Below are 13,780 nucleotides of genomic sequence, written 5' to 3'. Positions count from 1 at the left end.
CTCAACCTTTCAGGAACTGCTCGAACGTCGCCTTGTAATCGGGATGCCAGCGCGACAGCGCCGGCCTGTTCTCGATGATGTCCTGCGCCGCCCAGAGCATGCGCCGCTCGTCGATCTGGCGCGTCACCTCGTTGTCGGGACAGAGGATGTAGAAATCGCCGCGGTTCATGCCGTCGATCAGCATGTCGACGACCTGGTCGGGCGTCCAGGCGCCCGCCGGCTTTTCGCTCCGCCCCTGTGCCGTCATGCCGGTGAAAGTCGAGCCGGGGATCAGGAGGTGGGCGCTGATGCGCGCGCCGTCCTCGTTGCGCAGGCTGTGGGCGAGGCCCTCGGTCAGGACCTTCACGCCCGCCTTGCTCACATTGTACGCGGTATCGCCGGGCGGGCAGGTGATGCCCTGCTTGGAGCCGGTATTGACGATCGCGCCCGGCGTCCGCTGTGCCAGCATCGCCGGCGCGAAGGTCTGCACGCCGTTGATGACGCCCCACAGATTGACCTCGAGAACCTTGCGCCAGCGATCGATATGGTCCCACGGGCCGCCACCGGGTGCCGTGCCGGCATTGTTCATCAACACCCCGACCTCGCCGAAGGCCGTATAGACCTTGTCCTTCAAGGCCTGGATCTGATCGAGCTTGCTGACATCGGTCGGCAGGGCGAGCACCGCGTCGCGGCCGGACGGGGAGGCAGCGACGACCTCGGCAGCGGCGCATTCGAGCGCATCGGGCGACAGATCGGCCAGGCACACCTTGAGGCCAAGCCTGGCGAAGCGGCGGGCGGCGGCGAGTCCGATGCCGCTGGAAGCGCCGGTGACCACGGCCACGCGGCCGGCGACGAGAGCGGGATGAGTCTGTGTCATGAGGCGAATATGGCGACGCCGGCCCGCTACGACCAGTCGTCCTTGGCGATCACCTCGCAAGTCCCGACGGCGTTACGGTCGTGATCTTCCTGGCGACGACGTGTCGAACGACGTCCGCCAGCGCGCGGAACTGCGACGGTCGGCCGTCGTCGCCGCCGACGGGAGCCCACTGCATGGATCTTGCCGCAGTGGGCTCTGCACATGCTGATTGCCGCGTTTCTCAAGCAGCCTGGTAGCCGATCACGGCCTTGGTCTCGAGGAACTCCTCCAATCCCCACTTGCCGTATTCGCGACCGTTACCGGATTGCTTGTAGCCGCCGAACGGCGCGGCCGTGTCGCCGAGCGGATAGTTGAGATGGACGTTGCCGGCGCGCATCTGCGCGGCGATACGACGGCCGTGTTCGACATCCCTGGCCTGCACGTAGGCCGCAAGACCATAGAGCGTGTCGTTGGCGAGCCGCACGACCTCGTCCTCGTCCTTGTAGGGAAGGATGGTGAGGACGGGACCGAAAATCTCCTCGCGCGCGATCGTCATGTCGTTCGTGACGCCGGCAAACACCGTCGGACGGACGTAGAAGCCGCGATTGAGATGCTCGGGGCGGCCTGGACCGCCGGTCACCAGCTCGGCGCCTTCCTTGATCCCGGCCTGGATGAGACGCTGGATCTTCTCGAACTGCGCGGCATTGACGACGGGGCCAAGGCGGGTGTCGGGATGGCTGGGATCGCCGACCGTGAACCGCTCGGCGGCGGCCTTGGCGATCGCCTTGACCTCTTCGTGCCGCTCCAGCGGTACGAACATGCGGCTGGGCGCACTGCACGACTGGCCGCTGTTGGTCATCATGCTGTTGACGCCCTTGGTCACGGCGCTCTCGAAGTCGACGTCCGGCAACAGAATGTTGGCCGATTTGCCACCCAGCTCCTGCGCCACGCGCTTGACGGTGGCGGCCGAGGCCTGCGCCACGCGGATGCCAGCTCTGGTCGAGCCCGTGAAGGACATCATGTCGATGTCCGGGTGGGACGACATCGCTTCGCCGACGACCGCGCCCGTGCCCTGCACCATGTTGTAGACGCCCTTGGGCGTGCCCGCCGCATGCATGATCTCCGACCAGACGATGGCGTCGATGGGCGCTTCCTCGGACGGCTTCAGCACCATGGTGCAGCCAGCGGCCAAGGCCGGCAGCACCTTGCAGGCGATCTGGTTGATCGGCCAGTTCCAGGGCGTGATCAGGCCGCAGACGCCGATCGGCTCGCGCGCGATCAGGGTCGTGCCCTCGACATAGTCGAACGGATAGGTCTCCAGCACTTCGATCATGCGTTCGAGATGGGCGATGCCGCGTCCGGCCTGGATTTCGCGCGCGAAGGCGAGAGGAGCACCCATCTCGCGCGAGATCGCGTCGCCGACATCGGCGCGGCGCTTGTGGTACTCGGCGAGGATGGCACGCAGCAGCTCCAGGCGCTCCTTCCGCGTGGTGCGCGCATAGGCGGGAAAGGCGCGGCGGGCCGACGCCACGGCGCGGTCGACATCGGCCGGGCTGCCGACGGCGATCTGCGTATAGGCCTCCTCGGTGGATGGATCGATGACGTCGAGCAGGGCGGGCTCGACCGGGTCGACCCAGGCGCCGTCGATATAGAACTGCCTTTCATGTGCCATGATACTTTTCCTCGCTGTGCGGGAGAGCGCAGCGCGCCTCGTACCCGCCGCCTTATGGGGCCATTCGCTATATTCAAGTGAATATAGCGTTGGCTATATAGCGTCTGATACGACGAACGGGAAGGGGCGAACGGCCCGAGGGCCTGCCTTTCAGCCCTTGTAGGCGACCAGCAGGGCGCCCGCGGCGATGAGCGCCACGCCGAACCAGTTCACGGCGGCGAGTTTCTCACTGAGGAAGGTGGCCCCGAATACGGCGACCAGAACGATGCTCAGCTTGTCGATGGGTGCCACGCGGGCGGCATCGCCGAGCTTGAGGGCGCGGAAGTAGCACAGCCACGAGGCGCCGGTGGCCAGGCCGGACAGGACGAGGAACAGATAGGTTTTCGCCGAGACGGACTCCGGCGATTGCCATTGGCCTGTGGCGGCCACGATCGTCGCCGTGACGCCGAGGATCACGATGGTGCGGATCAGCGTGGCGAAGTCGGAGCTGATGTTCTCCACGCCCACCTTGGCGAAGATCGCCGTCAGGGCGGCGAAGGCGGCGGATAGAAGGGCCCAGGGGAGCCAGGAAGAAAACAGTCCCGACGGCATCGGCATCTCCAGTTGCGCTGCGTCGGCTCGATAGCGGTCGTGCTCACCATGTCGTGAGAAAGATCGATATCAGCCGAGGCGACTTGTTCGCTTCCTCCAAGTCTACGCGACGTCGCCAGAATTGCATCCGCGGTCTCTGCCGGCCGGAGCGTCGGCTCGAGATGCGTGCCGTATGACCTTGCGACGGGCCATCCACGACGCCGGGCTTCCAGAGTTGCGTGATCATGGATGTTCCAGACTTGGATCTAGTCTCAGAACTTAAATAATCCCGGCATCCTGAGCGCAGCCGAGGGATCTTTTCCACCATCGTCCTTGAGCGAAGCAGGGCAAAGAGAGGGCTTTGCCGTACACAGCAGCGGTTGCCCAGCGATATGCGGCGCGGCTATTCCGGCTCGATGCCGGCGATTTTCATCATCTCGCGATAGAGCTCGATTTCGGCAACCTGCAGGCGGCGCATCTCCTCGGGCGAGGTTGGTGCGATTTCCGAGCCGGCCGCCACCTGGCGCTCGACATAGGCCGGCTCGGTGATCGTCGTCACCACCGCCTCATGCAGGCGCGCCAGGATTGGCTGCGGCACCCCGCGCGGCATCAGGACGCCGGTCCAGGTCATCAGCTCGAAATCGGGAACGCCTTGTTCGATCAGCGTCGGTATGTCGGGCGTCAGCTTGTAGCGGCCGCGATTGCCGACGCCCAGGCAGCGGACGGTGCGGGCCTTCACCTGCGGCAGGCCGGTGACGGGGTCGGTGAAGCACATCTGGACGTGGCCCGAGATGGTGTCCTGGAGCGCAAGCGGCGTGCTCTTGTAGGGGACGTGGACCATGTCGATGCCGGCCTTGGCCTTGAGCAGCTCGCCCGAGATGCGCGTGGAGGCACTGCCGGATCCGAAGTTGATTTTTCCGGGCTGGCGCCGGCACAGCTCTACGAACTCGCCGGCCGTTGTCACGCCGAGAGAGGGATTCACCATTAGGAAGACCGGGGCGCGGCCGATGATCGTGAGCGGCTCGAAGTCCTTGAGCGGATCGTAGGGCAGGGACTTCATCAGGGCGACGTTCGACGCTGCCGCCGTGTTGGAGCAGACGAAGATCGTCTGGCCGTCGGGCTTCGACTTGGCGGCGATGTCGGCCGCGATGGCGCCATTGGCGCCGGGCTTGTTCTCCACCACGGCCGGGACGCCGAACAGTCGGTTCAATCCATCGGCCACCTGCCGTGCCGATTGGTCGGTGGCCGAACCTGGACCGAACGGCACGAGTATGCGGAACGGTCCATTGGGAAAGGAATCGGCCCGCGCGGCAAAGGGAAGGGAGGCGGCAGCACAAGCGAGAAAATGACGACGGTGCATGGATGGATTGTCGCCCCACCGATCGTTCATCTCCAGACCCGCATTCCGAGGGGCGGCCGTTCCTTTCCGAGCGGTCAGCCGAGGTCCTTCACGCGTCGATTGGCGGGATCGTAGAACGGCTGCAGCGTCGCCGTCGCGCCGATGCGCTCGCCGGCGATCTCGATCTCGTATCGCCCGGCGTTGACAAAATCCGCATCGACCCGTTCACCACCATTGTCGATGTAGCCCATGGCCAGCGGCTTGCCGATGGTGTGGCCGAACATGCCGGAGCTGGTGCGCCCAACCAGCGTGCCATCCCGCCAGATTGGCTCATTGTGGTAGAGCAGCCGGCTCGGATCATCGAGAGCGAAATGGACGAGTCGACGCGTCACGCCCCGTTCCTTCTGCTTCAGGAGCGCGGCGCGTCCGATGAAGCCGCCGGGCTTGTTCCAGGCGACGGCGAAACCGAGTCCGGCCTCGAGCGGCGTATCCTCCTCGGTGATGTCGTGGCCCCAATGGCGATAGGCTTTCTCGAGGCGCAGCGAATTGAGGGCGTGATAGCCCGCCAGCCGCAGGCCGAGGGGTTGGCCGGCGGCAGCCAGTCGATCGAAGACATCCAGCGTGAATTCGGTGGGGATGTAGAGTTCCCATCCCAGCTCGCCGACATAGGTGATGCGGCTGGCGCGAACGCGGGCATAGCCAAGGTCGATGACCTGAGATGTTCCGAAGGGGAAGGCGGCGTTCGACAGGTCGGCGCCCGTCAGCCCTGCGAGAAGGAGCCGCGACTGCGGTCCCATGACGCTCAGCACCGAATGGGCGGACGTCACATCGACGGCCACGGCGCGGGCGTCGGCAGGAATGTGGCGTTGCAGCCAGGCGAGGTCACGCGTCTGCGTCGCCGCGGCCGTCACGATCAGGAAGCGATCCTCGGCCTCGCGCGTCACGGTGAGGTCGGCTTCGATGCCGCCGCGTTCGTTGAGCCACTGGGTGTAGACGATTCGTCCCACGGGAACCGCGACATCATTGGCGCTGATGCGGTTCAGGACGGCCTCGGCATCGGGACCTTGCAGGAGGTATTTCCCGAACGACGACTGGTCGAACAGACCGACGTTCGAGCGGACGGCGCGATGCTCCGCCGCCGAGTGCTCGAACCAGTTCTGCCTGCCGTAGCTGTAGTCGTACCGCGCGGGCACATCCTTGGGGGCGTACCAGTTGGGACGCTCCCAGCCGGCCGTCTCGCCGAAGCAGGCGCCGGCGGCGAGAAGGCGGTCATGGAGGGCCGAGCGACGCACGCCGCGCGCCGTCTCGGGTTGCCGGAACGGCCAATGCATGGCGTAGAGCAGGCCCAGCGCCTCGACCGTTCTGTCGCGGAGGTACAGGCGATTGCGCTGGAACGGCATCATGCGCCGGATGTCGACGTCCCAGAGATCCATCGGCGGATGGCCATCGACGATCCAGTCGGCCAGCACCTTGCCGGCGCCGCCGGCCGACTGGATGCCGATCGAATTGAAGCCGGCGGCGACGAACAGGCCCCGTACTTCCGGCGTCTCGCCGAGCAGATAGCGATCGTCAGGCGTGAAGCTCTCGGGGCCGTTGAAGAAGAGCTGGATGCCGGCCTTGGCGAGAGCCGGCACGCGCCGCATCGCCGTCTCGAGCAACGGTTCGATATGCGCGAGATCGTCCGGCAGCGTGTCGAAGCAGAAGCTTTCGGGAATGCCCTTCATGCCCCAGGGCTTGGCGACCGGCTCGAACCAGCCGACGAGGAGCTTCCCTGCGTCTTCCTTGAAGTAGGCGCAGGAATCGGCATCGCGCAGCACAGGCAGGTGCCGGGGAAGGCCGGGAATCGGTTCGGTGACGATGTAGAAATGCTCAGCCGCATGCAGTGGAACGGTGGTCCCGGCGGCGGCGCCGAGATCGCGGGCCCACATGCCGGCAGCGTTCACGACAATGTCGGCGCGGATGTCGCCGAGGGCGGTGCGGACGCCAACCGCCTTGCCACCTTCGACGACGATCTCCTCGACCTTGACGTTCTCGACGATGCGAACGCCGCGGCTCCTGGCGGCCTTCGCCAAAGCCTGTGTCGTGTCGACCGGATTGGTCTGGCCGTCCTTGGGCAGATAGACGGCGCCGACGAGGTCGTCGGTCGCCATCAGGGGCCACAATTTCCACGCCTGTTCCACGGTGAGCACATCGACCTCGAGGCCGAAGCAGCGCGCCATCGACGCTCCGCGCTTCAGCTCCTCGAAACGCGCCTCGGTCGAGGCCAGGGCCAGCGAGCCGATCTGCCGGAAGCCGGTAGCCTGTCCGGTCGTCCGTTCAAGCGACGCGTAGAGCTCGGTCGTGTACTGGGCGAGGCGCGTCAGGTTGTGGGTGGCCCTCAGCTGACCGACCAGCCCCGCGGCGTGCCAGGTCGTGCCCGAGGTGAGCTGCTTGCGCTCCAGCAGCACGACATCGGTCACGCCTCGCAATGACAGATGGTACGCGACGCTGCATCCGACGATTCCGCCACCGACGATGACGATCTGGGCCTTGGATGGAATCTCGATCACGCCTCGAACCTCGCGATGCAGCCATGCGCGCCGGAACTATACGGCGGTCCGAGCGATCATATAGGTCCCCATGGCCCAGGCGAGGCGCGCGAAGTCGGTCTGCAGAACGCTTCGCGGGAGGAGGAGAAGGCAGCGCGGCGCAAAGGCTGCTGCTTCCCGGCTTCCTTGAGCCGCGCCGGATACCGGGCGTAGACGCCGCGGCTATAGAAGGAGATCGATCAACGATGAAGGCGATCCCCTCCGTTTCGGCATCAGCGCCTCAATTCTGGAACGGACCCCGTGAAGTCGATCCAAGGATTGGTCCCCAATGTGTCTGCACCCGCAACGCTCGGATCATCGTAACGCATGACGAAGTTTTTCGGCCCGGTCGCATAGGCGATCGTCAACCCGTAAGGTGCGCTGAGGAATGCAGCGTGAGGGACCAGGCCAGCATAGCTTATACGGAAAGCCTTCCCTTCGACGCGGACAGGGCCGACAGACAACTTCACGATCTCGTTGTCTGGCAGGCGAAAAAACCAGATCCAGGGTCCTCCGGACACCACGGTCATCAGCTCATCCAGCCCGACGCCGCTATCCGACGTATTTACATGAAGTTTTCCATATTTGGAGAGAGCAACGGGGAGAACGCCCGCTGGGATAGCTTTCATATCAAAGAGTTTCGGATATGGAGCGTCGCCAATCTCGGATGTTGTGAGATAGCCTGCACGGTGTGCCTCCGGTTGGCGCCCGGCCTTGGCGATTTCCTCCAGAAGCTGCCCACGATGCAGGGCAAAGAGTGCCATGAGACGTTTTCCTTCATCCTCGGTCAGCGCTCGGCTTTGGGATGCATCGACAAGGGGAGTTGCTTCTGGAGGTATCGGTACCAGGCTGACACGAGCGCCGATCGAACGGAGAACGCCATTAACATTGTCGATGCCCACCGCTGGCGGTTTGCCATTGAGGTATGAAAGCCTCAACAGCTCACCTTCATCATTTGCTTTGGCGATGCTGGGACCGACGGCTAGTGCCGCAGCAAACCAGGTGAGCAAGCCAAGTAGCGACTTCAGCATTTGCGATGCCCCGATGGCAATCGGCCGGCAGTCCTCCGGAGCATTGATGCGGGTGCCGATTGCTGTGCCGGTGAAATCGATTTCTCTTTCGGCACCATTTCGGCGAGCCGCGCCGCATCCTCCCGCAGGGTGACGTCAAAGGGGCGATGATGACGGGCTCGTGTCACGACCTTGCTCCCATCGCTTCGGTTTCTGTGAACCGAGCGATTGCGCGAGGGCCTTCAACCATAATCTCAGTTCCCATGGTTGCCGACAGTCGTCGGAATCGGTCGAGGATCGGTCGGGCGTCTGCCTCACTCTCGATAAGAATGGGCATGCCCTGGACGTCGCATTCGGTGGCGCAGAACTCGATTGTCCGCACGCCAGCGGCGCAGAATTCGATCCGGCACACCAGGGACCAGGGGTCGATCTGAGAGAATATCTCCTTCTGAATGGGGGTGGCGTTCACTCGATCCTGCTGCGCGATGTGATTGCCCAGACTGTAAAGGATCGGTCGCCCTCGATAAGTCTCGATCCCGGCGGGGCTGTGGGGATGATTGCCCAGAACCATGTCCGCGCCGGCATTGATGATCGCATGACCAAGGGGGCGCTGATATTCAGCTTGGGGATCGCCGCGTCCATATCCCCAATGGACACTGACGATGAGTAGATCGACGCGTGGGCGTAGCGCCTGGATCGCGGTTATGAGGCGTTCCTGATCTTCCGCACGGACACGGCTACGCATCTTCAGAGGAGCGCCCGGCTCGGTGGCTAGAAGGATCGGGTTGAATTCAGTCCATTGTTCGACTTGCAGCGGGGCAATACCGGGTCGCTGTTCCGTTGCGGCATAATCCGGTGGCAGGAGACACGAGACGGCGAGGAAGCCGATACGACGCCCGGCGACATCAAGCACGCGCGGCGCGACGGCTTCGCTGACCGTTCGGCCGCCGCCGACAGGCGTGATGCTGGCGGACTGGAGATTGTCGAGAGTTTCAAGGAATGCCTCGGGGCCGAAGTCACAAGTGTGGTTCGTGGCCACCGTCATGATCCCGAAGCCCGCACGCCCCAGGTCCGCGGCAACCATCGGATCGACCAGGTAAGCGATCGGAGCATCGGTCCGATAACCTTTTGCCGCGAACTGCACTTCGCACGAGCCCCAAACGAGATCGGCGTTCCGAAGGTAATGCAGGGTGCGTTCGTATTCGGGGTGAACCGCTCCCCGTTCATCGAACAACCTTGACCTGATGACGATGTCGCCGGCCGCCGCGAGGACGGGGTAGCGCTCCGGGCGCATGCTCGAACTCCCATAAAACTTGTTTGATATTTTTTAGATATATGCAAAGAAGCAGGCGTGCAACGAGGAAAGTCGGAAAATTCGGATCGGTTGGCCGCGGACTCCCAGAGATTGCGCGACCGGAAACAGATCGGCTGCAAGTTTTTATGATGCTTTATCGTGCGACCCACAGCACACCGGGCCTTAATCGGGAGGAAGCAGAATGAGCAATGATGTGAGCTCCGCCGAACTCATCGTCGGGTCGGCAGATGAGTTGGGGTCGATCTACCGAAAGATCGCTTTTCGAGTCGTCCCGATCTTGATGCTGCTGTGGATTCTGGCGTGGATCGATCGCGTCAATGTCAGCTTTGCCAAGCTACAGATGATGGATGAGCTGCGCTTCAGTGATGCTGTCTATGGATTGGGCGCGGGGATCTTCTTTATCGGCTACCTGATATTCGAAGTGCCGAGCAATCTTCTGCTCCAGAGGATTGGCGCTCGGCAGACAATTGCCAGGATCGCGATCGGATGGGGGATGACCTGCGTGCTGATGTCCTTTGCGACGACGCCGGCCATATTCTACGCATTGCGATTTATGCTCGGCGCTTTTGAGGCAGGCTTCTTTCCCGGCGTCATCCTCTATCTAACTCTCTGGTTTCCGACCGATCGCCGGGCGAGGGTGTTTGGCATCTTCATGTCTTCGGTCGCACTCTCCGGTGTCTTCGGCGGCCCGCTGGCCGGATTCGTCATGAGTACATTCCACGGCCATATCGGTCTTTCTGGATGGCAGTGGCTGTTTATCGTGGAGGGAGTGCCGACGGTGATGATCGGCATCTTCTGCCTATTCTATCTCACCAACCGGCTCGAAGAGGCGCACTGGCTTTCGCCCGAGGAGCGTGCCGCCGTTGCCGCCGATCTCCAACGAGACCACATCATGCTTGGGAGCCGAGAGCACGATTTCAGAGTGATAATCCGCGATCTGCGCTTGTGGGCCTTCACTTTTGTCTATCTGTGCGTGATCGTCGCGAATGCCACGGTGGCCTTCTGGGGGCCAACAATCATCCGGGAAGCGGGGATCGGCAGTCTTACGACCATCGGCTGGATCGTGTCTGGAGCTTCGCTGTTCGGATCGGCTGTCATGATCCTCAATGGCATTGCTGCCGACCGTACCGGGCGCCCGCTGATCCTGTGCGTCTTATCCTTGGTCGTCGCGGGCGTCGCGCTTGGTGCCGTCGCCAATTTCCTTCATAGCGCGGCAGAGATTGCAATCGTCGCCTTTGCTTTCGCGCTGGGCGGCGCCTACGGGGCGATCCCCGTCTTCTGGCAGATGCCCAACCGGCTCTTCGCAGGCACTGCGGCGGCAGGCGGGATCGCCGTAATCAATTCCTTTGGCAATCTCGGCGGCTTCCTCGCGCCTTACGGCCTCGGTCTCTTGGCCTCGCAGGCAGGTGACGTCACCGCCGGACTCGTCGCAGTCGGAATCGTCTCTCTTGTCGCGGCTCTTGCGACCGTTCTTGTCGCACGACGATTTTTCGTCCCGGGCACGATATGATGGCGCACACTCCAAACACGGACTTTGTCGATTAGGGATTTCGTCGGGGTTAGCCGTTGGGGAGCGATCTCTTCGCGAAGGAAATGGACCAGATCACTCAATGAGCAAGATCAAGACTGCCGTAAAGGTTTCGCTGGGAGAGCGCGTCTACGAGGATCTGCGCGTAGCCATCGCGCTGGGAGAGATTCCTCAAGGGCAAGTGTTCAACGAAGCAGATCTTATTGCGCGCTATAAGGTCAGCACATCGCCCTTGCGCGAGGCATTGACGCGACTTCGCCAGGACGGATTGGTCCGGGTCATACCGAGACGGGGCTACGCTGTTACCGAGCTAACCCTGCGCGATTTCCATGAACTCGTACAGATGCGCATGATCAACGAAGGCGCAGCCGCGGAGCTCGCCGCGCCACGAATTACAGACCAGCATATTGCCGAGATGCAGCGCTTATCGTCCGTGCCTCTCCTCATTGGCGGTGCACGGAATTATAGAGACTTCATGCAGGCCAATCAGGCCTTTCATGAATTGATTGCGCGGATCGCTGACAACTCGCGGCTCCTCAAGGCAACGAAGCAAACGTTCGATGAAATTCAACGGCTTCTTTTTGCCGATCTAAGCGAGGTAGGAGGCGGAGACCTCGAGCACGATCATGATGACATTGTTGCCGCTCTTGCGAGGAGAGATGGGGCCGCTGCTCGAAAGGCCGTGGTTGAGCACATAAAGCAATCGCGTGACCGCGTCGTGCAAAGAATGCTGCGCAGCGACAAGCCGCTCGAGAACATCAGCATGATTCAGTAGCCATACAAGCGTACTCGCCGCTGGAGACACAGCAGCATCGTCATCGCAAGAAAGGCTCCGTTGGATCTTGCCGAGCCGCGCGCCGTACGCTCATCCCGAGAAGTTCATGGGACGCCTGGTCGCTGCGGTTGGCGCTGGTCGCGGTGACTCAAAGATGTATGTCGGGGCCATATGCTTCGGCGACGAAACGGAGTCCCTCGAAGAACGCGGCCGCATAGCAGAGCAAGAGCATCTGCGCGTTGAGACGCCGATGATGCTGGAACGCCGTGATCAGATTGCCGGGCGTGAATTGGATGCGAGCTTTGCGGATCAGCAGAAGCGCGATGCCGATCACGGCGACTGCCGAAGCGGCGTGAAAGCAGAAGCAGACCGGACCAAGCATCGACAATCTCTCGACTGCGAGAGGTGGGTACTCAGAGGTACACCCCATAGCGCAATCCGGATTCGGCTCGCAACTCACGAGTGACCAAATTGGGCTTGCCCGGTGACGTCGGTGTCCAATTCCTCTGTGATCGTGATAGCCGCACTCCACGCCGCCGATGCCAGACGTTACCCTCTGGAGCCGGTCGCCGGGGCCTCGGTGGGATCCGGCAGCTCCGCCCAGAAGTTCTTCAGAGCCTCGGCGACCGGCGCGGGCGTCTCCTCGGGCCACCAGTGGCCCACGCCGGCAAGACGCGCGATTTTCGCGCCCGATCGCTGGGCCGCCCACTCATGCTGCTCCAACGTCCCGCTGGCTCGCCCGAAGTCGTCGACGGCGATGAGAGCGAGCCCCGGGCGTTGTGCGGCGCTCGGCAGGAGCTGTCCGGCTTCGGACATCGCCGGCTGCCGGGCCGACCGCAACAGCTTGAGGACGGCGCGCCCCATCTCGGGATCCATGCCTGCCGCGACCCGCTCCGCCATGCGCCCGGTCATTCCAAGGGCCGACGTCACCGCGAGTCGCTGCTGCAGGTCGCCTCCCCACAGCTCCTGCACCGAGGCTTCCCCTGGGCCCTCCTGCTGCCACACCTGCGCCCGCGGATGCCAGACGTAATCGGGCGCGAACACGCCGAGCGCATCGGAGGCCCAGCTGCGGATCAGATCCGGACGGCTCATGGCCAGCGCCGCGACGTGGATTCCACCCCAGTCGTGTCCCACCAGGTCGACCGGAGCGCGGAACAGCTCCAACTGGGACGTCAGCCAGTCGCGATAGGCCGTCATCGACGGGTCGAAGGCGCGGGGGGCGGGGACGCCGAAGCCGGGCGGGGACAGGGCGACCGCGTCGGCCCGGTCGAGCTCGTCGATGAGCGGTCCCCAGATGACCGCCGACTCGGGGTTGCCATGGACGAGGACGAGTGGAGTGCGCGGCATGAGCTTACCTCCTACATACTTGTTGAACAACACACAAGTATCATGGCCTGATCGACAGGCGAATTCCATGGCCGATCGCTGCTCCCGGACCGCTTGCACGCGCTCCGTGGCGCGTGCTATCGGCGCGACAAGCGCGCACACTGGCGGAGCAGATGCTCCGTCGCCCCGATGTCTGAACAGCCCTGACGCCCGATCAGCCTCCCGCTCGCCGCACGCAGCAAGAGCGTCGCGAGCAGACCGAACGCAAGGTGATAGCTGCCGCGACGGCACTGATTGCCGAGCACGGGTCGCGCGCGCTCACCCTGGCGAAGGTGGGCGAGGCCGCCGGGTACAGCCGGGGGATCGTCTCTCATCACTTCGGCAGCCGTGAGAATCTGCTCCGCGCGGTGATGCGCGATGCCCAGATCTTTGACCTGCCGGATCCTCGGGAGAGCGCCGGAGTCTGGCTGACGCAAACGGTTCGTGCCTACCTGAAGAACGTCAGCAGCCAACGTCCGGCTGTTCGCGCGTTCCTGCAGATGTGGGGCGAGGCGATTGCCACCGATCCCATCCTGATGCCGCTGTACGCGGAACAGGACGCCGGCTTCCGGCGCCTGCTCGCCGACAAGGTCCGCGAAGGGATCCGCGACGGCTCGGTGCGAGCAGACGCCGACCCCGAGGCCATGGCCGTATCGCTCCTTGGCCTCCTACGCGGGATCGCCCTGCAGCTGATCTCGACTCCACCCCCGGCGCGGGTCAAAGCGATCATCGACGAAGCCGAGCGGGCCACCCGGCATGCGCTGAGGCCGTGATCCGAAGGCCTTCGGTGCGAGACGCGCGCAG

The 13,780-nt window shown here is 63.5% G+C and carries 12 protein-coding genes; 3 read left to right on the top strand and 9 right to left on the bottom strand.

Annotation, left to right across the window (positions count from 1 at the left end; all coding sequences use genetic code 11):
- Position 1: 1 nt before the first annotated feature.
- The 7 genes from B5D62_RS08130 to B5D62_RS08100 form a co-directional block, all read right to left on the bottom strand.
- The gene (locus tag B5D62_RS08130; RefSeq protein ID WP_085933246.1) at positions 2-856 is read right to left on the bottom strand and encodes an SDR family NAD(P)-dependent oxidoreductase; all 855 of its coding nucleotides are present in this window, start codon (positions 854-856) and stop codon (positions 2-4) included.
- Positions 857-1,076: 220 nt separating this feature from the next.
- Positions 1,077-2,507, bottom strand: a complete 1,431-nt coding sequence (locus tag B5D62_RS08125) for an aldehyde dehydrogenase family protein (RefSeq protein WP_085933245.1) — start codon at positions 2,505-2,507, stop codon at positions 1,077-1,079.
- 150 nt (positions 2,508-2,657) lie between these two features.
- Positions 2,658-3,098 carry an EamA family transporter gene (locus tag B5D62_RS08120; RefSeq protein ID WP_085933244.1) on the bottom strand — a complete coding sequence of 147 codons (441 nt, stop codon included), beginning with the start codon at positions 3,096-3,098 and terminating at the stop codon, positions 2,658-2,660.
- 382 nt (positions 3,099-3,480) lie between these two features.
- Positions 3,481-4,467, bottom strand: coding sequence for a Bug family tripartite tricarboxylate transporter substrate binding protein (locus B5D62_RS08115; protein ID WP_085933243.1), 987 nt, complete (start codon positions 4,465-4,467; stop codon positions 3,481-3,483).
- 44 nt (positions 4,468-4,511) lie between these two features.
- A complete protein-coding gene (locus tag B5D62_RS08110; protein ID WP_139373764.1) occupies positions 4,512-6,965 on the bottom strand; it encodes a GcvT family protein in 2,454 nt (817 codons plus the stop codon).
- A gap of 251 nt (positions 6,966-7,216) precedes the next feature.
- A complete protein-coding gene (locus B5D62_RS08105) occupies positions 7,217-8,014 on the bottom strand; it encodes a hypothetical protein (RefSeq protein ID WP_085933242.1) in 798 nt (265 codons plus the stop codon).
- A 163-nt stretch (positions 8,015-8,177) separates the two neighbouring features.
- Positions 8,178-9,287: a CapA family protein gene (locus tag B5D62_RS08100; RefSeq protein ID WP_085933241.1), complete on the bottom strand. Its 1,110-nt coding sequence runs from the start codon at positions 9,285-9,287 to the stop codon at positions 8,178-8,180.
- 202 nt (positions 9,288-9,489) lie between these two features.
- Between B5D62_RS08100 and B5D62_RS08095 the strand changes: the two genes are divergently transcribed.
- The gene (locus B5D62_RS08095; RefSeq protein ID WP_085933240.1) at positions 9,490-10,818 is read left to right on the top strand and encodes an MFS transporter; all 1,329 of its coding nucleotides are present in this window, start codon (positions 9,490-9,492) and stop codon (positions 10,816-10,818) included.
- 100 nt (positions 10,819-10,918) lie between these two features.
- Entirely contained in the window at positions 10,919-11,611 is a 693-nt protein-coding gene (locus B5D62_RS08090; RefSeq protein WP_085933239.1) for a GntR family transcriptional regulator, read from the top strand.
- A 148-nt stretch (positions 11,612-11,759) separates the two neighbouring features.
- On the opposite strand, the gene B5D62_RS08085 is transcribed toward B5D62_RS08090, so the two are convergent.
- Both B5D62_RS08085 and B5D62_RS08080 read right to left on the bottom strand, forming a co-directional pair.
- A complete protein-coding gene (locus B5D62_RS08085) occupies positions 11,760-11,945 on the bottom strand; it encodes a hypothetical protein (protein WP_139373763.1) in 186 nt (61 codons plus the stop codon).
- Positions 11,946-12,160: 215 nt separating this feature from the next.
- The gene (locus B5D62_RS08080; RefSeq protein ID WP_085933237.1) at positions 12,161-12,958 is read right to left on the bottom strand and encodes an alpha/beta fold hydrolase; all 798 of its coding nucleotides are present in this window, start codon (positions 12,956-12,958) and stop codon (positions 12,161-12,163) included.
- Positions 12,959-13,206: 248 nt separating this feature from the next.
- Between B5D62_RS08080 and B5D62_RS08075 the strand changes: the two genes are divergently transcribed.
- Positions 13,207-13,749 carry a TetR/AcrR family transcriptional regulator gene (locus B5D62_RS08075; protein WP_218190975.1) on the top strand — a complete coding sequence of 181 codons (543 nt, stop codon included), beginning with the start codon at positions 13,207-13,209 and terminating at the stop codon, positions 13,747-13,749.
- The last annotated feature ends 31 nt before the right edge of the window (positions 13,750-13,780 follow it).

Source organism: Enhydrobacter aerosaccus, from assembly GCF_900167455.1.
Taxonomy (GTDB): Bacteria; Pseudomonadota; Alphaproteobacteria; order Reyranellales; family Reyranellaceae; genus Reyranella; species Reyranella aerosaccus.
This window is presented reverse-complemented; position numbering and strand designations above follow the sequence as displayed.